At 68.6% G+C, this 24313-nt stretch carries 21 protein-coding genes and 2 riboswitches; of the genes, 11 read left to right on the plus strand and 10 right to left on the minus strand.

What is annotated here, in order from left to right:
• Nucleotides 1–7: 7 nt before the first annotated feature.
• The 10 genes from U4Z31_RS33970 to U4Z31_RS34015 all read right to left on the minus strand — a co-directional run bounded on the left by U4Z31_RS33970 (nt 8) and on the right by U4Z31_RS34015 (nt 12641).
• Nucleotides 8–868, minus strand: coding sequence for a transporter substrate-binding domain-containing protein (locus U4Z31_RS33970; RefSeq protein ID WP_044845555.1), 861 nt, complete (start codon nt 866–868; stop codon nt 8–10).
• A gap of 510 nt (nt 869–1378) precedes the next feature.
• Nucleotides 1379–1897 carry an AidA/PixA family protein gene (locus U4Z31_RS33975; protein WP_124646499.1) on the minus strand — a complete coding sequence of 173 codons (519 nt, stop codon included), beginning with the start codon at nt 1895–1897 and terminating at the stop codon, nt 1379–1381.
• A 64-nt stretch (nt 1898–1961) separates the two neighbouring features.
• Nucleotides 1962–2465 carry an inclusion body family protein gene (locus U4Z31_RS33980; RefSeq protein ID WP_124489572.1) on the minus strand — a complete coding sequence of 168 codons (504 nt, stop codon included), beginning with the start codon at nt 2463–2465 and terminating at the stop codon, nt 1962–1964.
• A 691-nt stretch (nt 2466–3156) separates the two neighbouring features.
• Complete coding sequence (locus U4Z31_RS33985; RefSeq protein WP_321812677.1) at nt 3157–4068, minus strand: ABC transporter ATP-binding protein; 912 nt, start codon at nt 4066–4068, stop codon at nt 3157–3159.
• A 45-nt stretch (nt 4069–4113) separates the two neighbouring features.
• Complete coding sequence (locus U4Z31_RS33990; RefSeq protein WP_321812678.1) at nt 4114–5088, minus strand: ABC transporter permease; 975 nt, start codon at nt 5086–5088, stop codon at nt 4114–4116.
• A 65-nt stretch (nt 5089–5153) separates the two neighbouring features.
• Nucleotides 5154–7127, minus strand: coding sequence for an allophanate hydrolase (atzF, locus tag U4Z31_RS33995; RefSeq protein ID WP_321812679.1), 1974 nt, complete (start codon nt 7125–7127; stop codon nt 5154–5156).
• A complete protein-coding gene (gene uca / locus U4Z31_RS34000; protein WP_321812680.1) occupies nt 7124–10714 on the minus strand; it encodes an urea carboxylase in 3591 nt (1196 codons plus the stop codon). Before uca ends, atzF begins: the two co-directional genes overlap by 4 nt.
• Before the next feature lie 37 nt (nt 10715–10751).
• Nucleotides 10752–11408: an urea amidolyase associated protein UAAP2 gene (locus tag U4Z31_RS34005; RefSeq protein WP_044848699.1), complete on the minus strand. Its 657-nt coding sequence runs from the start codon at nt 11406–11408 to the stop codon at nt 10752–10754.
• Between the two features lie 11 nt (nt 11409–11419).
• Complete coding sequence (locus U4Z31_RS34010) at nt 11420–12175, minus strand: urea amidolyase associated protein UAAP1 (protein ID WP_321812681.1); 756 nt, start codon at nt 12173–12175, stop codon at nt 11420–11422.
• 57 nt (nt 12176–12232) lie between these two features.
• Nucleotides 12233–12366: riboswitch (guanidine-I (ykkC/yxkD leader) on the minus strand.
• 35 nt (nt 12367–12401) lie between these two features.
• A complete protein-coding gene (locus U4Z31_RS34015) occupies nt 12402–12641 on the minus strand; it encodes a hypothetical protein (protein WP_321812682.1) in 240 nt (79 codons plus the stop codon).
• Nucleotides 12642–12823: 182 nt separating this feature from the next.
• Nucleotides 12824–12945: riboswitch (guanidine-I (ykkC/yxkD leader) on the plus strand.
• A gap of 138 nt (nt 12946–13083) precedes the next feature.
• Here U4Z31_RS34015 and U4Z31_RS34020 point away from each other — a divergent pair.
• From U4Z31_RS34020 to U4Z31_RS34070, 11 genes are all read left to right on the plus strand, one after another.
• On the plus strand, nt 13084–14106 hold the full coding sequence (locus U4Z31_RS34020; RefSeq protein ID WP_321812683.1) for an ABC transporter substrate-binding protein: 1023 nt from the start codon (nt 13084–13086) through the stop codon (nt 14104–14106).
• A gap of 331 nt (nt 14107–14437) precedes the next feature.
• Nucleotides 14438–16132 (plus strand): 5-guanidino-2-oxopentanoate decarboxylase, encoded by a 1695-nt coding sequence (locus tag U4Z31_RS34025; protein ID WP_321812684.1) that lies wholly within the window; start codon nt 14438–14440, stop codon nt 16130–16132.
• Nucleotides 16129–17601: an aldehyde dehydrogenase family protein gene (locus U4Z31_RS34030; protein ID WP_321812685.1), complete on the plus strand. Its 1473-nt coding sequence runs from the start codon at nt 16129–16131 to the stop codon at nt 17599–17601. Before U4Z31_RS34025 ends, U4Z31_RS34030 begins: the two co-directional genes overlap by 4 nt.
• Nucleotides 17602–17750: 149 nt before the next feature.
• Entirely contained in the window at nt 17751–18848 is a 1098-nt protein-coding gene (locus U4Z31_RS34035) for an ABC transporter substrate-binding protein (RefSeq protein ID WP_124489564.1), read from the plus strand.
• Nucleotides 18849–18852: 4 nt separating this feature from the next.
• Complete coding sequence (locus U4Z31_RS34040) at nt 18853–19779, plus strand: ABC transporter permease (protein WP_321812686.1); 927 nt, start codon at nt 18853–18855, stop codon at nt 19777–19779.
• Nucleotides 19776–20618: an ABC transporter permease gene (locus U4Z31_RS34045; RefSeq protein WP_044848706.1), complete on the plus strand. Its 843-nt coding sequence runs from the start codon at nt 19776–19778 to the stop codon at nt 20616–20618. Before U4Z31_RS34040 ends, U4Z31_RS34045 begins: the two co-directional genes overlap by 4 nt.
• 40 nt (nt 20619–20658) lie before the next feature.
• Nucleotides 20659–21732, plus strand: coding sequence for an ABC transporter ATP-binding protein (locus U4Z31_RS34050; protein WP_321812687.1), 1074 nt, complete (start codon nt 20659–20661; stop codon nt 21730–21732).
• 40 nt (nt 21733–21772) lie between these two features.
• Complete coding sequence (locus tag U4Z31_RS34055) at nt 21773–22591, plus strand: transporter substrate-binding domain-containing protein (RefSeq protein WP_321812688.1); 819 nt, start codon at nt 21773–21775, stop codon at nt 22589–22591.
• 43 nt (nt 22592–22634) lie between these two features.
• Nucleotides 22635–23399: an amino acid ABC transporter permease gene (locus U4Z31_RS34060; protein WP_321812689.1), complete on the plus strand. Its 765-nt coding sequence runs from the start codon at nt 22635–22637 to the stop codon at nt 23397–23399.
• A complete protein-coding gene (locus U4Z31_RS34065) occupies nt 23396–24052 on the plus strand; it encodes an amino acid ABC transporter permease (RefSeq protein ID WP_044848710.1) in 657 nt (218 codons plus the stop codon). The genes U4Z31_RS34060 and U4Z31_RS34065 overlap by 4 nt, the downstream gene beginning before the upstream one ends.
• A 40-nt stretch (nt 24053–24092) precedes the next feature.
• A partial coding sequence (locus tag U4Z31_RS34070; RefSeq protein ID WP_321812690.1) for an ATP-binding cassette domain-containing protein occupies nt 24093–24313 on the plus strand: 221 nt, incomplete at its 3' end.

Here is a 24313-nt window from a genome sequence, read left to right on the forward strand (position 1 = left end):
GGCGTGCTTACGGCGTGACGTCGGTCTTGAACCACTTGTCGGCCAGCTTCTTCACCGTGCCGTCCGCGAGTGCCGCGCCGATCGCCGTATCGAACTTCGTCTTCAGGTCGGCATCCTGCTTGCGGAACGCGAGCCCTTCGCCCGGCCCCCAGATCGGCCCGCCGAGCTTCGGCCCCGCGAGCACGATCGACGCGGTGTCCTTCTTCGTGTTGTTCGCCGCGTAGTACGTGACGTCGTCGAACGACGCATCGATGCGCCCGGCGACGAGGTCGAGGTCGCGTTCGGGCGAAGTCTTGTACACGCGAATCGACGCGATGTCCTTGAAGCTGTCGTTGATGAATTTCGTATAGACGGTGCCCGACTGGATGCCGATCGTCTTGCCCTTCAGCTGCTTGCGCAGCGCGTCGACGGTGGGCTTGTCCGCGTTCGCGTCACCCGTCAGCTTGACCATCGGCGCGCCGGGCGCGGCCTTCGGCAGGATCTTGGTATCGGTGACGGCGAACGTCGCGGGCGTCGCCGCATACGGACGCGAGAACAGCAGGATCTTTTCGCGCTCCGGCGTGATGGAAATCGCATCCATCAGGATATCGAACTTGCCGGCCTGCAGGCCGGGAATCATCCCGTCCCAGTCCTGCGCGACCATGTTGCACTGCACCTTGATCCGCTCGCACACGTTGGCGAGCAGCTCCGGTTCGAAACCGCCCAGCTTGCCACCCGGCAGCGTGAGGTTCCACGGTGCGTAGCCGCCTTCGAGCGCGACCGTCACCGTCTTCCATTCCTTCGCCTGCGCCGGCGCCGCGAGCGTTGCCGCCGCGGCCGCGATGACACCGATCGTCCTGATTGCCCACTTGATCCGCTTGCCGTTCACGAGATTTCTCCTTGCGTTGAGGTTCGTCATCCCTTCGGTGCTGCAGCAAGCCGCCTCAGGAATTTGTCTATACAAGCATGCAAGAAGAAAAACAGCGCGACAAGCAGCGATCAAAAAAAACCGGGGAAACGCGGGAAATCCCCTAATTTCTGGGCTCTGACGTGCCTCGTCGTGGGGAATTCAGGCACGCGTTTGGTGCATCTCGTACGATCCAATCGCAAGGATGACTAGACAAATTCCGGATTGGATCAGCGGGCGGCAAATGCGGGGAACCCGGCCCGCGACGGGCGCGGCGCGCTCGGGTGGTCACGCCTCGCAACGAGGCTGGCTCGAACGGGAACGAAACTGATTCGGGCGGGCCGGCTGCCGATGAAACGCGAGCGGCCCGTGAGTCAAACGGTTCGGCATCCTGCCTGAAATCGGCATTCGCGCAGAAGATCGCCCGAAGCCGGTATCGGACGCCAGGTTGACGTTGCCGTCGCGGTCCGGCGACGGCTTGCAATCGGGCTGCTACGAATCCGCGCGGCCGCCGGCGATCTCGATCGACGTCTCCCAGCGGAAGTAGCCGGACACCGCACCGCCACGGTCGAGCACGGCGAAATCGGCCGTGCACGTGGTGGCGCCCGCAGCCAGCACGTCGCTGCGCCAGTAATGGTCCGGCATCGGCCGGCACTGCGGATGGAGCAGGTCGTCGTCGGACGGCACCGGCGTCGCGGCGTCGCGCACCTGCGCTTCGATCGGCGCGACGATGCCGGCGTCCCGCAAGGCGAACCGGATGAACAGGACGCTCACTTCGGCACGCAGCGCCAGCGCCGTTTCGCGCAGGCGGAGCTGGTCGCCCGGCGACAGGCCGGCAAAGAGCCGACTGTCGTTGCGGCCGAGCGGCCCGGTGTCGCCGGGGCTCACCACGTAGATGTGCCGGCCGTCGATCACGGTCGGCGCATCCGCGTTCCGGCTCGCATCGGGATAGGCCGACAGCAGCGTGACGGCATCGACGATCGCAAGCACGTCGCAACGAAGACCAGGCATGGCGCTTCCTCCGGAACGGGACAATGACGCGGGCGACCGTCGCATGGTCGCCCGCCTGCCGAGATCAGTTGTGGATCGAGATGAACGGGTCCCACTGATAGCAACCCAGCGACTGGCAATTGCGGTCGATGATCTGGAAGTAGAAGTGGTAGGTGACGCGGCCTTCCGACAGCGTTTCCGACGACCAGTAGTAGTTGTCCACCTTCTGGCAGGTCGGCGTCGACGGCGAGCTCGGGTTCGGAATCGGGATCGATGCGGTGGCCTTGCGCGGCGTCGGCGTCGAAATCAGGTCGCGGCCCTGGTTGGCGATGAAGCCGTAGAACACGACCTGCTTCTCGAAGCCCAGCGACAGGCTCGTTTCACGCCATCGGATCAGGTCGCCCACCTGGGCTTTCAGGTCCAGTTCGCCGCCCGCCTGCCCGGACACGACGTTGTCCTGGTTCGTGACCATGTAGACGTGCTTCCAGTCGATCAGCGTCGGGTTTTTCGGATCCCGGCTGGGATTCGGATATTTCTGGAGAATGGTTTCGGTATCGATCGAGACGAGCACATCGGTAACGCGTGACATAGAAGCTCCCGTTCAGGTAGATGGGTTGCCGGTGCGTGGACACCGTTCCATGCGACCTTCGATCACCGATCGGGTGATCGATTCGCACGAAACCTTGAAAAACATCGATTTGTCCCGCGACTCGAATTTACATCGAGCGGTTAATCCAATGAACCTGTAAATGCTGACAGTTCTCGATTATTTTTTATAAGGACTTCAATTTGTTAAAACAATATTCCGGATTGAATCGATATTTCACATGATTTTCAATACTGCAAAATCGGCGCATCCGGGGCGAAGCCTTCGCCGGATACGCGGGAGCGCGGTTCAAATGCGGCAAGCACGCGTCAGGCGGGGCGCAGATCCAAAAAGGAGTATTTCAGCGTTTCAATAATATTTTTATTAACGCCGCCATTTTCCGGGGCGAACGCACGACCTTGATGCGCATATATGTGAATTGAATCTCGCATTTCACGCAAAAACATAAACAAAAAGACTTGCGCGAATCGCGCCCAACTTCGCCATTACCGAACCACACGTGTAACGGCATTATTTCATCTCGCATTCCACCGCGAGAGATCAAGAAAAAATCCGCAGCAAAACGACTGACGACAAATGTTCGCACTCGTGCGTGGCCGGGATCCCGTCATGCAGTCGCACTGATCACGCCCGGTACGAGATCCCGGGCGCGCACGCGCGCCCGGCTCCCCCGCTACTCGACATTGTCCGCGACGTCCGTCATCCGGATCATGTGCGGCCTGACGCCTTCGTCGTCCGCGGCCACCGCTTCCTTCGGATGGATCAGCGCTTCGAGCCGCGCCTTCGTTGCAATGAACTCGGGCGTATTGACCTGCGCATAATCGCGCGGTCGCGGCACCGGCACCTCGATCAGTTCCTGCACGCCGCCCGGGTTCGCCTTCAGCACCAGAATCCGGTCCGCCAGGAAGATCGCCTCGTCGAGGTCGTGCGTGATGAACAGGATCGTCACGTCGATATTGCGCCAGATGTCGAGCAGGTGGGTCTGCATCCGCGCACGCGTCTGCGCGTCGAGCGCGCCGAACGGCTCGTCCATCAGCAGGATCCGCGGGCGGTTCGCGAGCGCGCGGGCAATCGCCACGCGCTGCTTCATCCCGCCCGACAACTGGTGCGGATACACGTCGGCGAAACGCGTCAGCCCGACGAGATCGAGCCACTGCAGCGCCTCGCGCTCGGCCTCGCCGCTGCTGCTGCCGTTCATGCGCAGGCCGAACATCACGTTCTTCTTCACGGTGAGCCACGGAAACAGCGTATAGCCCTGGAACACCATCCCGCGGTCGGCGCCCGGCCCCTGCACGGGCTTGCCGTCCAGCAGCACCTCGCCGCTCGTCTGCACGTCGAGCCCGGCCAGGATGCGGATCAACGTCGACTTGCCGCAGCCGGACGGGCCGATCACGCACACGAACTCGCGCCGGTGCGTGCGGAAACTGATGTCGTCGAGCGCGACGCACTCGCCCTGCGGCGTCGCGAAACGCTTGCCGACATGGCGCACGTCGAGAATCACGTCGCGGGTTTTCAGCCGCGCGAAGCGCTCGCGCACCGCGTCGGATTGAATCAGGTAATCGGGAACGGCTTGCGGATTCTGCATGATGCCCTCTGCGAAAATCGGTCGATGGATGCGCGTCGACGGGTGTCACGCTTTCAGCGTGCGATCCCACGGAAACAGCTTGCGGCCGAGCAGCCCGAGCACGATGTCGGTGCCGAGGCCGATGATCCCGATCATCAGGATCGCCGCGTATACGTTGTCGAAATGCTGGTAGCGGGCCTGCTGGCTGATGTACCAGGTGATGCCCGAACTCGTGCCGACGAGTTCGGCGACGATCAGGTAGGTCCACGCCCAGCCGAGCAGGATCCGCTGGTCGCGATACAGGTCCGGCAGCACGCCCGGAATCACGACGTGCGTGAGCAGCTTCAGCTTCTTCGTGCCGAGCGTCATCGCCGCCTCGAACAGCCCGTATTCGAGCTTGCGCGTCGTGTTCGCGACGATCAGCACCTGCTGGAACAGCGTGCCGATCACGATGATCGCGATCTTCGGCGCGTCGTAGATGCCGAGAATCGCGACCATTAGCGCGCCGAACGCCGGCGCAGGCAGGTAGCGGAAGAACTCGAGGAACGGCTCCTGCAGCCGCGCGAGCGCACTGAAGGTGCCGCAGACGATGCCGAGCGGCACGCCGATCGCGGACGAGATCACGAAGCCCCAGAAGATGATCCGGATGCTGTGCCACAGGCTCTCGTGCAGCCACACGCCGTCGCGCGATGCGGGCGGTGTCGTGAACGCCGTGTAGAACGCGCGCAGCACCTGATGCGGCGCGGGCAGGTAAACCGGGTTCGCGCGCACGCCTTCGGGCACGGCCGCGTGCGTCGCACGCGCATGCGCGAGCTCGTCGTCGAACACGTCGCGGTCGATCTGCATGCCGGCCTGGAAATAGTCGACGCTCCCGGGATTCGTGATGTGCATCTGCGGATGCCAGACGAACGGCACATAGCTGATCAGGCACCAGACGGCGCACGGCAGCAGGAACGACGCGAGGCCGAGCGTCCATTTGCCGCGCGTCGTCAGTTCGCGGCGCACGGCCAGCCAGCCGGTCGTGTTGCGGGTCATTGACATGGGAATCTCCGTATCGTTGCGGGTGCCGGTCGCGCGCCGCCCCGGGGCCACGCGCGACCGGGCGTTCATTGCAATGCGCCGTCGGCGGCCTGGGCGCGGTAGGCCCGCCAGCCGCCGAAGCGCGTGATGTCCTGCGCATCGTCGAGCGCCGCGCTTTCGCACAGGAAACCCTGCACCCGCGAGCCGTCCGCGAGCGTCAGCGTGCCGATGCCGAGCGGCGCCGCAATCCCGGCGACGAAGCTGCCGTACGCGTCGACCGGCATCTCCCAGATCTCGACCGCGATCGGCGCGCCGCCGTCCGGCACGCGCACGAGGCCCGGCTTGGCGACGCCGCCGCTGGCCGCCGCGGACAGCGCGTAGAGGCGATAGGCGGCGGCCGTCGTCGTCGCGGCGACGAAACGCGCGCCCCGATCCGTGAGCTGCCCGTTCAGCGGCTCGCCACGCAGATGCGCGCCGACGACGGCCACGCGCACGACACCGGACGACGCGTTGGAAGACACGCCGGACGACACATCGGACGACGCGCCAGACGATGCGCCAAACGACACACCGGACGATGCGCCGGACGCAGGCGCCGCCGGCGCTGACGCCCCGGCATCGCCGACAACCGCATCTCCGACGCCCGCATCGCCGCCCGCGACGGCGCCGCCGACCCACGCCTGCGCGAGATCCAGCAGCCGCGCATCGTCGTGCGCGCGGCCGACGAACGTGATCCCGAACGGCAAGCCCGCATGCCGTCCGCTTTCGCACGTGCCGGCCGGCACCGCGATCGCCGACAGGTCGAGCAGGTTGACGAAATTCGTGTAGTAGCCGAAGCGTGAATTAACGCCGATCGGGTCGGCTTCGAGCGCGTCGACGGTCGCGGTCGTCGCCGAGGTCGGCATCACGATCGCATCGAGCCCGCCCCACGCGCGATCGGCCTCGACGCGCAGCGTCGCGAGCCGGTCGAATGCCGCGAACGCATCGGCCGCGCTGAAACGCGACGCACCGCCGACGATCTCGCGGATCACCGGATGCAGCGCATCGGGTTCCCGCGCGGCGAATGCGCCGATCGCGGCGAGCCGCTCGGCCACCCACGGGCCTTCGTACAGCAGCCGCGCGGCGGCCAGGAACGGGCCGAAGTCGATCTCGACGACCCGCGCGCCGGTCGCGCGCAGGCGTTCGAGCGCCACGCCCCACGCCGCGCGATACGATTCGTCGCCGAAGAATTCGAGCTGATCGGCACGCGGCACGCCGAAGCGCAACTGCGCGAGCGGCCGCCCCGGATGCGCACGCAGCCCGTCCGCGCCCGGCAGCGGCTGCCACGCGCGCCCGTACGGATCGCCTTCGGTCACGCCATGCGCGACGTCGAACACGGCCCGCGCATCGGCCGGCGAGTGCGCGAACACCGACACGCAATCGAGCGAGCGGCAGGCCGGCACGACACCGAGCGTACTCACCACGCCGCGGGTCGGCTTGAGCCCGACGAGGCCGTGGAACGCGGCCGGCACGCGCCCGGAGCCGGCCGTATCGGTGCCGAGCGCGAACGTCGCGACGCCGAGTGCGACCGCCACCGCCGACCCGGAACTCGACCCGCCCGACGCATAGCGCGGATCGAGCGCATTGCGGCACGCGCCGTAAGGCGAGCGCTGCCCCGAGAGCCCGGTCGCGAACTGGTCGAGATTGGTCTTGCCGACGGGAATCGCGCCGGCCGCGATCAGCCGCTCGACGACGGGCGCGCTGCGTGCGGGCGTGTACGCATAAGCCGGACAGGCCGCCGTCGTCGGGATGCCCGCGAGGTCGATGTTGTCCTTGATCGCGAACGGCACGCCGTACAGCGGCAGCGTCGCGATGTCGCGCCCGGCGAGCGCGTCGGCATACCGCGTCATCTCCGCGCGCGACAGCGGCCGGATCCACGCGTGATGCGGGTCGCCCTCGTCCAAATGCGCGGCGATCGCGTCGACGAGCGCATGCGGCGTCAGGTCGCCCGCTTCATAGCGCGCGCGCAGCGCGGCAATCGAGCGCAGCCCGGGCAGGAGGGAGCGTTCCGTCGTGTTCATGCGACCTCCTCGGCAGCGCCCGCCTTCATCACCATCAGCCGCTGGCCGGCCACCACCGCCGCGCCCGGCGCGCAATCGATCGTCTCGATCGTGCCGTCTTCCGTTGCCGTCACCGCCACCTCCATCTTCATCGACTCGACGATCGCGACGACCTGTCCTTCGGTCACGCGCTCGCCGGCTTCGACCAGCACCTTCCACACGCTGCCCGACACGTCCGCGGCAATCGCCCGCTGCGTGTCGTCGAGCGCGCCCGCCGCGCGCGCCGCCTGCCCGTCGCCCGGCTCCGCTTCGCCGACGTATTCCGCCTGCCCGGCCGCGCGCCATCGCTCGCGCTCGGCTTCGAACGCGGTTTGCTGCGCGGCCTTGAACGTCGCGATCGACTCGGCCTCGTCGCGCAGGAAACGGTTGTATGCGCCCAGATCGAACACGGATTCCTCGATCCTCAGCGCCGCACGGCCCGCGATGAAATCCGCGCGCAGCGCGGTCAGCTCGGCTTCGCTGACTTCGTAGAAGCGGATCTCGTCGAAGAAGCGCAGCAGCCACGGCTTGCCGGTTTCGAATTCGCGCGTGGTGCGGTGGCGGTTCCACATCTGCACGGTCCGGCCGACGAACTGGTAGCCGCCGGGCCCTTCCATCCCGTACACGCACAGATACGCGCCGCCGATGCCGACCGCGTTCTCCGGCGTCCAGGTGCGCGCGGGGTTGTACTTCGTGGTCACCAGCCGGTGCCGCGGATCGATCGGCGTCGCGACCGGCGCGCCGAGATAGACGTCGCCGAGCCCCATCACCAGATAGCGCGCGTCGAACACGATGCGCTTGACGTCGTCGATGCTCGCCAGCCCGTTGATGCGCCGGATGAACTCGATATTGCTCGGGCACCACGGCGCATCGGGCCGCACCGACTGCATGTAGCGCTCGATCGCGATGCGCGTCGACGGGTCGTCCCACGACAGCGGCAGATGCACGATGCGGTTCGGCACGCGCATGTCGGCCACGTCGGGCAGTTCGCGCTCCGCGGCCTGCAGATGCGCGAGCAGCGTGGCGAGCGGCAGCGTCCGCGCGTCGAACTGCACCTGCAGCGAACGAATCCCCGGCGTCAGGTCGAGCATGCCGGGCAGCCGGTGCGCGTCGAGCCAGCACATCAGCGCATGCACGCGAAAGCGCAGGTTCAGGTCGAGCACGAGCGGCCCGTATTCGACCAGCACGTTGCGATCGCCGGAGCGCCGGTACACCACGCCGATGCCGCCGCCGGCCGCCGGATCGCGATGCAGCACGCAATCGTCCGGCGCGCCGGCGCAAGCCGCAGGCACGACCGCGGCAGCGGCAGGCGCGGGCGACACGCGGGCGCGCACGAACTGCACGGTGTCGCCCGGCCGCAACTGCCCGAGCTTCCACAACTCGTCGCGCACGACCGTCACCGGGCACACGAAGCCGCCCAGGCTCGGGCCGTCGGGGCCGAGGATCACCGGCATGTCGCCGGTGAAATCGACCGCACCGATCGCATACGCGTTGTCGTGGATGTTCGACGGATGCAGGCCCGCCTCGCCTCCGTCCACCCGCGCCCATTGCGGCTTCGGGCCGATCAGCCGCACGCCGGTGCGGCTGGAGTTGTAATGGACCGTCCACTGCGTGCCGTAGAGCATCGCGATGTCGTCGGGCGTGAAGAAGTCCGGCGCGCCGTGCGGACCGTCGAGCACGCCGAGCGTCCATGCGTGCGTCAGCGCGGGAACCTCGGCCGCGGCCAGCGTCGCGCCCGCGTCGCCGCGCCCCGCGTCCGCGTGCAGATGCAGCACGTCGCCCTTGCGCAGCGCGCGCCCCGCGTGGCCGCCGAACTGGCCGAGCGTGAAGGTCGCCTTGCTGCCGAGATAGTCGGGCACCTGCAGCCCGCCCTTCACGGCCAGGCATGCGCGCACGCCCGCGCCGGTCACGCCGCCGAGCTTGAGCACCGCGCCGGGCCGCGCGCGCAGCACCTGCCAGAACGGCGCGGGCTCACCGTCGAGCGTGGCCGCGAGCGGCGCGCCGCCGAGCACGAACAGCGTCGCCGTGTTGAAGCGCAGCGTCGCGCCGACCATCGTGAATTCCAACCCGGCCGCGTCGCGCGCGTTGCCGAGCAGCGCGTTCGCGAGGTCGAACGCGCGATCGTCCATCGGCCCGGACGGCGGCACGCCGACGCTCCAGTAGCCGACCCGCCCGGGGGCCTGCTGCACGGTGGTCTGCACGCCGCCGTCAAGCACGTCGATCGTGTGCGGCGCGAACGCGAAGCGCGACAGGAATGCCGTCGTCGGCGCGCCGCGCGCGAACGTGTCCGAGCCGGCGATCGCGCGCAGGTAGTCGAGGTTCGTCTCGATCCCGTACAGCTCGGTACGCGCGAGCGCGGCCTGCAATGCGGCCAGCGCGTCGCGCCGCGTATCGCCGCGCACGATCAGTTTCGCGAGCAGCGGATCGTAATGCGCGCTGATCTCGGTGCCCGCCTCGATCCAGCCGTCGACGCGCACGTCGTCCGGAAACGCGACGTGCGTGAGCAGGCCGGCGCTCGGCAGGAACTGCTTGTGCGGATCCTCCGCATACAGCCGCACCTGGATGCTCGCGCCGCGCGGCGCGACGGCGAGCGTGTCGAGCGGCGGCAGGTCGCCTTCGGCCTGCAGGATCATCCATTCCACTAGATCGACACCCGTCACCGCTTCGGTCACGCAATGCTCGACCTGCAGGCGCGTATTCACCTCGAGGAAATAGAACTGGCGCGCGTTCGCGTCGAACACGAATTCGACCGTGCCGGCCGATGCGTAGCCGACCGCGCGGGCGAGCCGCACCGCGCTCGCGTGCAGCGCGTCGCGCTCGGCATCGGTCAGGTCCGGCGCGGGCGTCTCCTCGATCACCTTCTGGTTGCGGCGCTGCACCGAGCAATCGCGTTCGCCGAGCGCGATCGCGCCGCCCCGGCCGTCGCCGAAGATCTGCACTTCGATGTGCCGCGCGTGTTCGACGAACTTCTCGAGATAGACGCCCGCGTGCGCGAAGTTCGCGTTGCCGAGCCGCACGACGGATTCGAACGCTGCCTCGAGCTGCGCGGCATCGCGGCAGAGCGACATGCCGATCCCGCCGCCGCCGGCGGTGCTTTTCAGCATCACCGGATAGCCGATCGCGCCGGCTTCGGCGAGCGCCGTCGCCACGTCGTCGAGCAGGCCCGTGCCCGGCAACAGCGCGACGCCCTGTGCGGCGGCGAGCGCGCGCGCGGTGTGCTTGAGGCCGAACGCGCGCATGTGATCGCCGCGCGGGCCGATGAAGCGCAGGCCCGCCGCTTCGCATGCATCGGCGAAGCCCGCATGCTCGGACAGGAAGCCGTAGCCGGGATGCACGGCCTGCGCGCCGGTCTCGCGCGCGGCGGCGAGGATCGCCGCGACGTTCAGGTAGCTGTCGGCCGCAGGCGCCGGCCCGACCCGCACGGCTTCGTCGGCGAGCGCCACGTGACGCGCGTCGCGATCGGCGTCCGAATAGATCGCGACCGACGCGATGCCGAGCCGCTTCAGCGTGCGGATCACGCGGCATGCGATTTCGCCGCGGTTCGCGACGAGGACTTTGGCGAATCTCATGCGGCCTCCCGCGAACGATGGCGAGCGTGGGCGAGGTTCATTCGGCCTCCCAGATCGTGAGGCGCACGGGTGTCGGGTTGTAGCCGTTGCACGGGTTGTTGAGCTGCGGGCAGTTCGAGATCAGCACCGTGACGTCCATCTCCGCGCGCATCTCGACGTACTTGCCGGGCGCGGAAATGCCGTCCTCGAACGTGAGCCCGCCGAGCGGCGTGACGGGCACGTTCATGAAGAAGTTGACGTTGCCGACGAGGTCGCGCTTGCCGAGCCGCGCACCCGCGCCGCACGTGCAGTGCGCGATCGCGTTGAGGAAGCTGTCGCGGCAGTTGTGCATGTAGCGCTTGTCGAGCGCATAGCGCACGGTGTTGCTCTCGGCCGCGCACGCGCCACCGAGCGTGTCGTGGCGCCCGCAGGTGTCGGCGACGATCGTCACCATCGGGTTGCCCCGGCTGGACAGCAGCACGCTGCCCGCGCTCAGGTACAGGTTGCGCTGCGCGCGAATCGTGTCCTGCGCGCTGTAGCGCTCCTCGGTGTCGTCGGTGCGGTAGAACAACGTGTCGACCGCCTGGTTGCCTTCCAGGTCGAGGATGCGGAAGACCTGGCCGCGTTTCAGGTCGTGCAGCCACGGTTCGCCCGCGTTCAGCGTGGTGTCGTGGATCGCGTCGCGCGGGTCGAGACGGCTTTCGATGATCGGCATGGTCCGGCTCCTTACGCGAACAGGCGGTCGGTGTTGGTGAAGCCGCGCATGTTCTCGGCGCACGCGCGCCGGCACGGGTCGTCCTCGGGCGCGGCGCCGTCCGCCGGATACGCGCGGTACGCGATCAGCTTCACGGGCTTCGGCGCATAGTCCGGCCGCGGATCGAGCGGATGCGGCGCGGTCGAGAACGCCGCGAGCGTGTTCATCTCGAAGCGCAGGTCGAGCGCGCTGCCGGCCGGCGAATGTCCGGCGACGAAATCGAGCGTGCCGTCGTCGCGCGTGTCGAGCCGGCTGAAGAAGTTGACGTTCGCCGCGAGATCGCGCGCCGACAGTCCGTATTTCGCGAGCTCGAGCACGAGGCTGTCGCGGCCGTTGCGGATCATCGCGTTGCGATCGGCCTGGTACGAGCTCGTGCCGTACTTGTGCGCGAACAGGCGCGCATCGCCGACGCCGCCGAGCGGGTCGTGCCAGCCGAGCGTGTCGGCCGTGATCGACGCGATCACGCGCCCCATGTCCGTGTACAGCGCATGGCCGCGCGTGAGATGCGCGGTGTGCTGCGCCTTCAGCGTATCGGCCATGTTGTAGCGTTCGAGCGGGTCTTCCTGGCGATGAAACACGGCGGACAGGTTCGCGCCGCCGTCGACGTCGACGACGCGCAGCGCGAGGCCGCGGCGCAGGATGCCGGACCAGTGGGTGCCTGCGGGAATCAGCGTTTCCCACACGACGTGCGGCGGCGGGGCAAGGAGGGCTTGGGGGCTCGGCGACATGGCGGCTCCGTGGAGGGTTGGACAAAAGGCGTGAGAGGGCGACCGAACGACATCGCGACCTCCCGGGCTTTTATCCCTCCGTGGAGCCTCGCCGTTTCCTCGAAGCGAGGCGAAGGCAAGACCGGATTGCTCTCGGACCAGTCATCGCGCGGCGCGAACGCCGCACGACCGGAACCCTAGCGATCCTGAAGATGATGCAAATTGCTTCGCACCTCTCGAGCGTCTATCAAGCGAGTTGCGTGCCAGCGGCCGCGCAACGACCACACGACGACCGCGCAACGACCGCACGACGCGGCACGACGGCGCGACGGCCCGCCGCATGCACGAAGCGGCGGCGACGACGGCTTGCCCTCGCAGCGGGCGTGCGGCGCACCATGCGCATGCGATCGCGCACCGGCGCAGTGCGGATCGTGCGCACCTGTGCCGCGCGTTCGGCAATGGCATGGGCATTGCTGAACGGATGCATCGTCACTCGATATCTCACGCGTCATGAACAAGCTCGACCTGCTCCGGCGCGCATTGAGCGCGCTGTTCTCCGCCCGCTTCATCGAACTTCAGCGCGCCGCGCGGCGCCGTTGAATCGCGTGACCGCGTGCCATTGGCACGCTTCTCGCTCGGCATGACGCCGAGAGGTGCGGCAGCGTCGCATCTTAGGGGTGCTAGGGTTCCGGTTCATCGAACGTCTGGTCCGAGAGCAGCCCGGCGCGGGTGCGTCCGATCGCGAGACCGGACGCACCCGCGCTACACGGCGGGACAAAAGCCCGGGAGATTGGCGATGGCAACGGCCGTCGCGCCTCTCCGTGGCCGCTTCGTTCGTTCCGCATCCGCAGGAACCGGCCACGCGGCCGGACCGCGCACAGGCGCGGTCCGAATCGACGATCCCGATCCCGGTCTCCTGGAGAACAACGATGACCCGTCCCGCCCCGGCGTTCCGCCGCCTGCCGTCCCTCCGTTTCGTCCGTCATGCATTGGGGGCCGCCGTCACGGCCGCCGCGCTGTTGACGGCGCCCGCCGCGCACGCGGCCGCGCCGCTGAAGATCGGCTACAGCGACTGGCCCGGCTGGGTCGCGTTCCAGGTCGCGCTCGACAAGGGCTGGTTCAAGGAAGCCGGCGTCGACGTCGACTTCGAATGGTTCGATTATTCGGCGTCGCTCGACGCGTTTTCCGCGGGCAAGCTCGACGCGGTCGCGGCGACCAACGGCGATGCGCTCGTCACCGGCGCGGCCGGCGCGAAGAACGTGATGATCCTGCTGACCGACTATTCGGCCGGCAACGACATGATCGTCGCGAAGCCGCCGCTGCGCACCGTCGAAGGCCTGAAGGGCAAGAAGGTCGGCGTCGAGCTCGGCCTGGTCGATCACCTGCTGCTCGAAACCGCGCTGCAGAAGCACGGGCTCAAGGACGGCGACGTCACGCTCGTGAATGCGAAAACCAACGAACTGCCGCAGGTGCTCGGCTCGTCGTCCGACATCGCCGCGGTGGCCGCCTGGCAGCCGAACGCGGGCGAGGCGCTGAAGCGCGCACCGGGCGCCCGGGCGATCTTCACGTCGGCGGATGCGCCGGGGCTGATCTACGATGCGATCACGGTCGCGCCGGCGAGCCTCGCCGCACGCCGGGCCGACTGGGCGAAGGTGGTCAAGGTCTGGTACCGCTGCGTCGCGTACATCAACGACCCGAAGACGCAGGCCGACGCGGTCCGGATCATGTCCGCGCGTGTCGGGCTCGCGCCGGAACAATACCTTCCGCTGCTGAAGGGCACGCACCTGCTCGACGAGGCTGCCGCGAAGCGTGCGTTCCGCAAGGGCGACGGGCTCGACTCGATCTATGGCTCGACGCGCAACGCGAATGCGTTCAACGTGCGTAACGCCGTGTACAAACAGTCGCAGGACGTCGACGCGTATATCGATCCGCGCTTCACCGCGCCGCACTGACCGTCGCGGGTTCGCCTGCAGGCCGGGCCGGGCATGCCGGTGGCGGGTCCGGCCCGCTGACCACGGACATCCGGGCACGCGCGTGCCCGATGGAAATCGAAGCAGCAGGACGCGGGAATCGTGCGCGGGCCGAACGGTTCGCGCGCATGCCGACCGCTCGCCGCGGCAAGCGTCGGGCCGTCGGCAAGCCTCGACGCCGCCATGCACGGCGCTCATGCGCTGCATGAAAACTAATCGATTGTTGGCAGCGCCGATCGACCCCGACAATCCGCTTCATGCCCGTTGCTTGCGGTACGGGCCACTCCCCCTCCCAATCGGCACGTCACGATCCATGAACCATCCCGCCCCTGTCTCCTGCATTGCCGAGGCCTGCGCGGCCACGGCCGCTCCGTTCCATGCGCGCCCCCGCACCTGCGGCGAAGCGCTCGTCGACTTCCTCGAACGCCAGGGTGTCGAATGCGTGTTCGGCATTCCCGGCGTGCATACCGTCGAGCTCTATCGCGGCCTTGCCGCATCGTCGATCCGTCATGTGACACCGCGCCACGAACAGGGGGCCGGATTCATGGCCGACGGCTATGCCCGTGTCACCGGCCGGCCGGGCGTCTGCTTCATCATCACCGGGCCGGGGATGACCAATATCGCGACCGCGATGGCACAGGCCTACGCGGACTCGATTCCGATGCTGGTGATCTCGAGCGTCAACGCGCGGCGCGAACTCGGCAGCGGCGACGGCCGCCTGCACGAGCTGCCGTCGCAGCGCGACGTGTTCGCGGGGCTCACCGCGTTCTCGCACACGCTGCTCGACGCGGCCGACCTGCCGCAGGTCCTCGCGCGCGCCTTCGCGGTGTTCGAAAGCGCGCGTCCGCGGCCCGTGCATATCGAGATCCCGCTCGACGTGATCGTGATGCCGGCGCCCGCGCTGCCCGCCGCGCCGCTCGCGCTGCCCGCGCGCCCCGCGCCGGATGCGAACGCGCTCGCGGCAGCCGCCGACCTGCTCGCGCAGGCCCGGCGGCCGCTGATCCTGGCCGGCGGCGGCGCGATCCACGCCGCGACGGAACTGCGCGAACTCGCCGAACGCCTGCACGCGCCCGTCGCGCTGACGATCAACGCGAAGGGCCTGCTGTCGGCCGGCCACCCGTTGCTGATCGGTTCCACCCAGTCGCTGCCGGCCACGCGCGCGGCGATCCGCGAGGCCGACGTGGTGCTCGCGGTCGGCACCGAACTCGGCGAAACCGATTACGACGTCACGTTCGACGGCGGCTTCGCGATCGACGGCCGGCTGATCCGCATCGACATCGACGCACAACAGCTGATGCGCAATGCGCGCGCCGAAATCGCCATCGCCGGCGATGCGCGGCTGGCGCTCGGCGCGCTGTCGACCCGCGTGCACGAACGGCCTGCACCGGCACCCGAGCCCGGCTGGGGTGCGCCGCGGGTGGCCGCCGTGCGCGCCGCGATCGCGGCCGGCCACGACGACGCCGCGCGTGCCCAGGCACGGCTGATCGAGACCATCGTCGCCGCGCTGCCCGGCGCGATCATCGCCGGCGATTCGACGAGCCCCGTCTACGTCGGCAATTTCACGCACGATGCGCCGGCACCGCGCAGCTGGTTCAACTCGTCGACCGGCTACGGCACGCTCGGCTACGGGCTGCCCGCCGCGATCGGCGCAAAGCTCGCCGCGCCTGCGCGGCCCGTGGTGTGCCTGATCGGCGACGGCGGCCTGCAGTTCACGCTGCCGGAGCTCGCGAGCGCGGTCGAGGCTCGCGTGCCGGTGATCGTGATCGTCTGGAACAACCGCGGCTACGGCGAGATCCGCAAATACATGGTCGAGCGCGACATCACGCCGGTCGGCGTCGATCCGTATACGCCCGATTTCCAGACGCTCGCACGCGGCTTCGGCTGCGCGGCGCAGGCGGCCGCGACGCCCGACGCGCTGGCCGACGCGCTGCGCGATGCGACGGCACGCCCGATGCCGACCGTGATCGAAATCGACGAGGCAACCTGGTTCGAACAGGTGCGGCGATGAGCACGACACCGGATCTCGCGTTCGATCCGCCGCTGCACACGCGCCACTTCATCGACGGCACGTGGCGCACGAGCGTCGGCGGCGCGACGCTGCCCGTCGTCGACCCGTCGACGGAAATGGTCATCGCCGAGGTCAGCGCAGGCGGCGACGCCGACGTCGAGCATGCCGTGCAAGCCGCCTCGCGCGCGTTTCGCGACTGGAAACGCACGACCGGCGCCACACGCGCGGCGCTGCTGCGTGCCATCGCGCGCGGCGTCGACGCACGGCGCACGCGGCTCGCGACACTGCAGTCGCTCAACAACGGCAAGCCGTTCGCCGAAGCCGAGATCGACGTCGCCGACGTGATCGCCACCTTCGACTACTACGCGGGCCTCGCGGATACCCTCGACACCGACGGCGAAACCGAGATCGCGCTGCCCGGCGGCGACCATCGCGCGTGGATCCGGCGCGAACCGGCCGGCGTCGCCGCGCTGATCGTGCCGTGGAATTTCCCGATGGTCACGACCGCATGGAAACTCGCGCCCGCGCTCGCCGCCGGCTGCACCGTCGTGCTGAAGCCGTCCGAGATCACGCCGCTGCCCGAGCTCGAACTCGCCGCGATCGTCGCCGAAGCGGGCCTGCCGCCCGGCGTGCTGAACGTCGTGACGGGCACCGGCCACGAGGTCGGTGCCCGGCTGTGCGCGCATCCGCTCGTCGCGAAGGTGTCGTTTACCGGCAGCACGGCGGTCGGCGCGCAGGTCATGAAGACGGCCGCGGACACGATCAAGGGCGTCGGTCTCGAACTCGGCGGCAAATCGTCGATCGTCGTGTTCGACGACGCCGACCTCGATCACGCGGTCGACCTGATCGCGGGCGGCGGCCTGTTCAACGCCGGGCAGATGTGTTCGGCGACCTCGCGCGTGCTCGTGGCCGCCCCGCTCGCCGACGACCTGATCGCGCGCCTCGCGCGACGGATCGAGACGACCGTCGTCGGCCCGCCGTTCGCACCCGGCGTGCAGATGGGCCCGTTGACGAACCGCGCGCAATACGAACGCGTGAAGCGCCACATCGCACAGGGCCGCGCCGACGGCGCGCGGCTCGTGACGGGCGGCGACGCGCTCGCCGGCCCCGGCTACTTCATCCGCCCCGCGCTGTTCGCCGACGTGCCGGCCGGCTGCGCGCTATGGCGCGACGAAATTTTCGGGCCGGTGCTGTGCGTGCGCGCGTTCGACGCCGAGGACGACGCGATCGCGGCCGCCAACGATACCGAATACGGGCTCGTCGCAACCGTCGTCACGCGCGACGCCGCGCGCGGCAGGCGGGTCGCCAATGCGCTCGAAGCGGGCGTCGTGTGGATCAACACACCGCAACTGATCTATCCGCAAACCTCATGGGGCGGCTACAAGCGCAGCAGCGTCGGGCGCGAGCTCGGCCCGTTCGGGCTGGCCGCCTTCCAGGAGATCAAGCAGGTCATGACGGCGGCCCGCTGAGGCCGGCGACCCATGCGTTTATGTCATGGCGCGCATGCGGATATTTCGTTTGTTGCGGAAATTTGACCTCCCTACAGTTCATCCACACCCCGCGCCGCCTTTCGGCGACCGGCATCGAACCACACGGCATCGTTCATCAGGAGACGGCCATGCAACACTTCAAGGCGGGCAGAAGGCAGGTGATCAAAACCCTCGGCACGGCACTCGCCGCATCCGCCATTCCGATGCCGTTCATCAGGACTGCGAAGGCTCAGTCTGGAAACTTTTCCGGAAAGACGCTGCGCCTGCTCACCTGGTCCGACGATACCGGCGCGGCCGCGCTGCGCAACATCGCGGAAACCTTCAGCAAGCAGACCGGCGCGCGCGTGATCGCCGATCGCGCGGACGGCACGTCGGGGATGGTCGCGAAGGTCAAGGCCGCGGGCGAGCGGCCGACCTACGACGTCATCACGCTCGCGGGCGTCGGCGCGGCCGGCCTCGCCGACGCCGGCCTGCTCGCGAAGCCCGACCTGAACCGGCTGCCGAACCTGAAGGACGTCGCGCCGCAATACCGCACGGGCGCGAACGGCTTCGGCATCGGCTACCTGCTGTGGTCGGACGGGCTGATCTACAACACGGCGACCGTGAAGAGCGCGCCGTCGAGCTACGAGGCACTGTGGGATCCGAAGTATGCGGGGCGGCTGTTCCTGCCGCCGCCGGAGTGGGCCGAAGCGGTCGACCTCGCGATCATCGCCGCGAAGCTGGCCGGCGGCTCGCAGCAGAACATCGATCCGGGGTTCCGGAAGCTCGCGCAGCTCAAGGATCGCGTGATGACCCTCGGCGAGAACCCGAACCAGGTCGCCGACCTGTTCCGCACCGGCTCGCTCGACATCGGCGGCATCTATTCGCCGGCGTTCTTCCCGGACCAGATCCGCAAGCCCGACTACAAGATGGGCGTGACGTACGGCATGAAGGAAGGCTTCGCGACGCAACTGATGTTCACGGTGATCCCGAAGGCGCATCCGGGCGACCTCGACCTGATCCACGCGTTCATCAACCATTCGCTCGACGCGGGCGTGCAGGGCCGGATGGCGGCCGACGTGCTGAACGGGCCCGTGAACGGCAAGGCCGTGATTCCCGCGGAAAGCCGCGCGTTCGTGCCGTCGCCGCAGCAGATCGCGGAGAAGGCCGTGCTGCACGACGACAAGGCGCTCGCCGTCGTCCAGCCGGCGTGGATCAAGCGCTACACGGGCCTCTTCGCGGCGTAACGACATGGCCTCCCTGTCCTCCCCCCGCGACGCGGCGCCGGCCGCCGGCACACCGGCCGGCGCCGGCTCGGACGCCGGGCCCGCGCTGGCCGGCGTGCCGCCGTGGCTGCTGCTCGCGCCGATCCTCGCGTTCCTCGCGGTGCTCGCCGCCGCGACGCTCACCGTGTTGCGCATGAGCGTCGGCGTATCCGGCGACGAATGGCGGACCTTCACGCTGCAGAATTACGCCGATCTCGCGGACCCGTACTTCACGAAATCGCTGTGGCTCACGCTGCGCCTCGCGTTCCAGAGCATGGTGTGCGCGGTGCTGTTCGCGATCCCGGTCGCGCTCGCGATGGCGCGCACCGAATCGCGGCTCGCGCGCCGGCTGATGCTCGCCGGCGTCTTGCTGCCGCTGCTCGTGAACCTGCTGCTGCAAGGTTATGGCTGGCTCGTGATGCTCGGCCCGGCGGGATTGCTCAATCGCGCGCTGCTGGCCTCGGGCGTCGTCGATCGGCCGCTGCAACTGCTGTACCGCGAGCACGGCGTGCTGCTCGGGCTGATCCAGACCGCGTTCCCGCTCGCCGTGCTGCCGCTGTCGAGCGCGCTGCGCGCGGTGTCCCGCGCCTACGACGAAGCCGCCGCGACGCTCGGCGCGAGCCGCTGGCAGACGCTGCGGCACGTGACGCTGCCGCTCGCGATGCCCGGCCTCGTCGCCGGCGCGCTGCTCGTGTTCGCATACAACGCCAGCGCATTCGCGGTGCCGCTGCTGCTCGGCGGCCGACGCGTGCCGATGCTCGCGGTGCTCGTGCACGACCAGGTCGCGCCGCTGCTCAACTGGCCGGCCGCGTCGGCATCTGGCGTCGTGCTGATGGCCGCGACGCTCGTCGTGATGGCGGTGTCCCAGCGCCTCGTGCGCACCCTGCAACGTGCCGGCGAGGTGAGCCGATGAATACCCTGCTCTTGCGTACGCCCCTGCCCGGCCGCCTCGGTCGCGCGACGGGCACGCTCGCGACGCTCGTGCTGTTGCTCGCCGCGCTGCCGATCCTGACGATGATCACGATGTCGTTCGGCGCATCGGGCACGCTCGAATTCCCGCCGCGCGAGTTCAGCCTGCATTGGTATCGCGCCGCCTGGCAGACGTTCGTGTCGTCCGATGCGGGCAGCGCGCAGTCGATGGGCGCCGCGTTGACGACCAGCCTCGTCGTCGCGGTCGCGACGATGCTGATCGCGACCGCCGTGTCGGTGCCCGCGGCCTACGCGCTGTCGCGCTGCCGCTTCCGCGGCAAGGCGCTCGTCGAGCAGCTCGTCGCGTTGCCGATCGTCTATCCGCTCGTGATGCTCGGCCTCGCGCTGCTGATCGTGTTCAACGCACTGCCGGTCGAGCTCGGCATCGTGCGGCTCGTGGTCGCGCACGTGATCCTGACGCTGCCGTTCACCGTGAAGAACTGCGCGGCCTCGGTTGCGTCGATCGGCCCCGACTTCGAGGAAGCCGCGTGCGTGATGGGCGCGAGCCCGTGGCGCGCGCTCGTCGACGTCGTGCTGCCGCTGATGCGGCCCGGGATTCTCGCCGGGATGCTGTTCGCGTTCATCGTGTCGTTCAACGAATTCACGGTGACGTTCTTCCTGTACAGCATCGACACGATGACCCTGCCGGTCTGGCTCTACAGCCGCACCGTGTCGTCGCTCGACCCGACCGTGTTCTGCTTCGCCGTGTTCACGGTCGCGATCGACTTCGCGCTGATCTGGATGCTCGAAAAACTCGTCGGCGACAAGGGCGTCGCGCTCTGATGCGCGCACGGCCCCGCCCTCGACCATGCAAGGAACCGTCATGACCCAGCTCATCCTCCAGAACGTGACCAAGCGCTTCCATCAGGCGTGTGCGGTCGATCACGTCGACCTGTCGGTGCCGGACGGCAAGCTCGTCTGCTTTCTCGGCCCGTCCGGCTGCGGCAAGACCACGCTGATGCGGATCATCGCCGGCCTCGACACGCCGACCTCCGGCACGGTGACGTTCGCCGGCCGCGACCTCACGCACGTACCCGCCAACCGGCGCGACTTCGGCATGGTGTTCCAGTCGCTCGCGCTGTTTCCGCACATGACGGTCGCGCAGAACATCGCGTACCCGCTGCGGCTGCGCAAGACGGACCGGGCCGCGCAGGCGCGGCGCGTCGCCGAGCTGCTGGAGCTGATCCAGTTGCCGCACATGGCCGACCGGCTCGTCACGCAGCTGTCGGGCGGGCAGCGCCAGCGCGTCGCGATCGCGCGCGCGATCGCGTCGTCGCCGCGCCTGCTGCTGCTCGACGAGCCGCTGTCGGCGCTCGACGCGAAGCTGCGCGAGGCGATGCAGGTCGAGATCCGGCTGCTCCAGCAACGGCTCGGCATCACGACGATCATGGTCACGCACGACCAGCGCGAAGCGATGACGATGGCCGACGAGATCGTCGTGATGGAGAAAGGCCGCATCCAGCAGGTCGGCCGGCCGCTCGACATCTATCGCGACCCGGTCAACGAATTCGTCGCCGACTTCATCGGCCTCGGCAACATCCTGCCGGTCGCGCGCGATGGCGACGACGCGATCGTCCTGCCGGGCGGACAGCGCCTCTCGATCGGGCGCGCGCCCGACACGCCACGCGTGCCCGACGCCGTGCGCCTGCTGATTCGTCCCGAGGACGTATGCGTGCGACCGGGCGCGACGGCGTCGGGCGCGCCGAACACGCTCGCCGGCACGATCACGTTCGTGCGCGACGTCGGCGCGTCGATCGAGGCGACCATCGATTGCCGCGGCTTCACGCTGACGGCCGCGACCACGCCGCGCGAGACACCCGACCTGCACGTCGGCATGCCGGTTGCCGCCGAACTGCCGGCACACGCATGCAAGCTGATCGCCGCACGCGGCGCCTGATTTTCCTTTCGTTCCCCAACGCAGCAACAAGGATCCCGCCATGAACGCAACGACCCAAGCCAACCGCCTCGTGCGACGCCTGCTCGCCCGCATCGCCCTCCTCTGCGCCTGCGCCGCCGGCGTGGCCGCCGTCACCCCGCTCGCGCACGCCGACGCGCTCGACACGATCGCCAAATCGGGCGTCGTGCGCATCGGCGTGTTCGAGGACTACCCGCCGTTCGGTTCGATCGGCCCCGACATGAAGCCGCAGGGCTACGACATCGACATGGCGAACCTGATCGGCAAGGCGCTCAACGCGAAGGTTGAACTCGTGCAGGTCACCGGCGACAACCGGATGGCGTATCTCGCCGACCGCAAGACCGACATGCTGCTGTCGGTCGGGCAGACGCCGGAGCGCGCGAAGGTGATCGACTTCTCGAACGCGTATGCGCCGTACTACCTCGCGGTGTTCGGCCCGAAGTCGCTCGCCGTGAAGGGCAACGCCGATCTCGCCGGCAAATCGGTCGCGGTCGCGCGCGGCACGCTCGAGGACCTGAGCATCAGCAAGGTCGCGCCGCCGAGCGCGACGATCAAGCGCTTCGACGACCCGAACGGCGCGATCGCGGCGTTCCTGTCGGGACAGGCGCAACTGCTGGTGGTCGGCAACGACGTCGGCGCGACGATCATCGCGCGTCATCCGTCGATCGATCCGGAACAGAAGTTCTCGCTGTTCAGCTCGCCCGACCACGTCGGCCTGAACAAGAACGAGCCGCGCCTGATGCAGAAGGTCAACGACGCGATCGCCGGCGCAAAGAAGAACGGCACGCTGAACACGCTGTCGCAGAAGTGGCTGCACGCTGCCCTGCCGGCCGACCTGTGATGCGCCGCGCCTTCGCCCCGCACGCTCGACCCAAGGCATCGCGATGAGCTACGTGTTCGACTTCAGCGATTTCGGTCTCTACGCCGGCATGCTCGCGCGCGGCGTCGGCGTGACGCTCGGCCTGACCGCGGCCGCGACCGTGCTCGGCGGCCTGCTCGGCACCGGCGGCGCGTGGATCGCGCTCGCCGGCCCGCGCTGGGCGCGCGCGCTCGTCGCGTCCTACGTCGAGCTGATCCGCAATACGCCGTTCCTGGTCCAGTTGTTCTTCATCTTCTTCGGGCTGCCCGCGCTCGGCGTACACCTCGACGAAGCGCAGGCGGCCGTGCTCGCGATGACGGTCAACCTGGGTGCCTATGCGGTCGAGATCCTGCGCGCCGGGATCGAATCGGTGCCGCACGGGCAAGTGCAGGCCGCGCGGGCGCTCGGGCTGCACGGCCGGCAGGTGTTCGGCCACGTCGTGCTGCCGCAGGCGCTCGCGAACGTGTACCCCGCGCTGCTCGGGCAGGTCCTGATCGTGATGCTCGGCTCGGCGGTCGTGTCGCAGATCTCGGTGCCCGACCTGACCTACGCGGCCAACTTCATCCAGTCGCGCAATTTCCGTGCGTTCGAGATCTACATCGTCGTGACCGCGATCTACCTGCTGCTGTCGATCGCGCTGCGCATGCTGCTCAATCGCGTCGGCCGGCGGCTGTTCGCCGGTCGCACGCGCCACGGCGCGGCAGCCGCATCGCGGCGCAGGCGGGTTGCCCGCTTCACGTGGCGCGCCCGCTCCCCTGCAACCCACCTGCCGACGGAACGTGCGCGATGATCGAATTCACCTTCCAGGATATTGCATGGAACCTGCTGCTCGCCGCGCGCTGGACCGTGCTGCTGTCGCTGATCACGTTCGCCGGCGGCGGCCTCGCCGGGTTCGCGCTGCTGGCGATGCGCATCTCGCCCGTACCGGCGCTGCGCCGCTTCGTGATCCTGTACATCGAACTGTTCCAGGGCACGCCGTTGCTGATGCAACTGTTCCTCGGCTTCTTCGGATTGCCGCTCGTCGGCATCGACGTGACGCCGTGGGTCGCGGCGTCGGTCGTGCTGACGCTGAACGCCAGCGCCTGTCTGGCCGACATCTGGCGCGGCTGCGTCGACGCGGTCCCGCACGGCCAGTGGCACGCGGCGGCCAGCCTCGGCATGACGTGGACCCAGCGGCTGCGCTACGTGGTGTGGCCGCAGGCGTGGAAGATCGCGCTCGCGCCGACCGTCGGTTTCCTCGTGCAGGCGGTGAAGAGCACCGCGCTCACGTCGATCATCGGGCTGACCGAACTGACCAAGACCGGCAACATCATCACCAACGCGGTATTCAAGCCGTTTCCGATCTATGCGATGGTCGCGCTGCTGTACTTCGCGATGTGCTTCCCGCTGACGTGGTATGCGCGCACGCTCGAGCGCCGCTATCGCGTCGCGAAGGCGCGCTGAACCGGCGCCGCGCGCGCCTCATTACGATGCAGGGACTTTCATGATTTCCATCAGCAACGTTTCCAAGTGGTACGGCCAGTTTCAGGTCCTCGCCGAGTGCACGACCGAGGTGAAGAAAGGCGAGGTGGTGGTCGTGTGCGGCCCGTCCGGCTCGGGCAAGTCGACGCTGATCAAGACCGTGAACGGCCTCGAGCCGTTCCAGCAGGGCGAGATCCGCGTGAACGGCCAGTCGGTCGGCGACAGGAAGACGAACCTGTCGAC

This window comes from Burkholderia sp. BCC1985 (assembly GCF_905339915.1).
GTDB lineage: Bacteria > Pseudomonadota > Gammaproteobacteria > Burkholderiales > Burkholderiaceae > Burkholderia.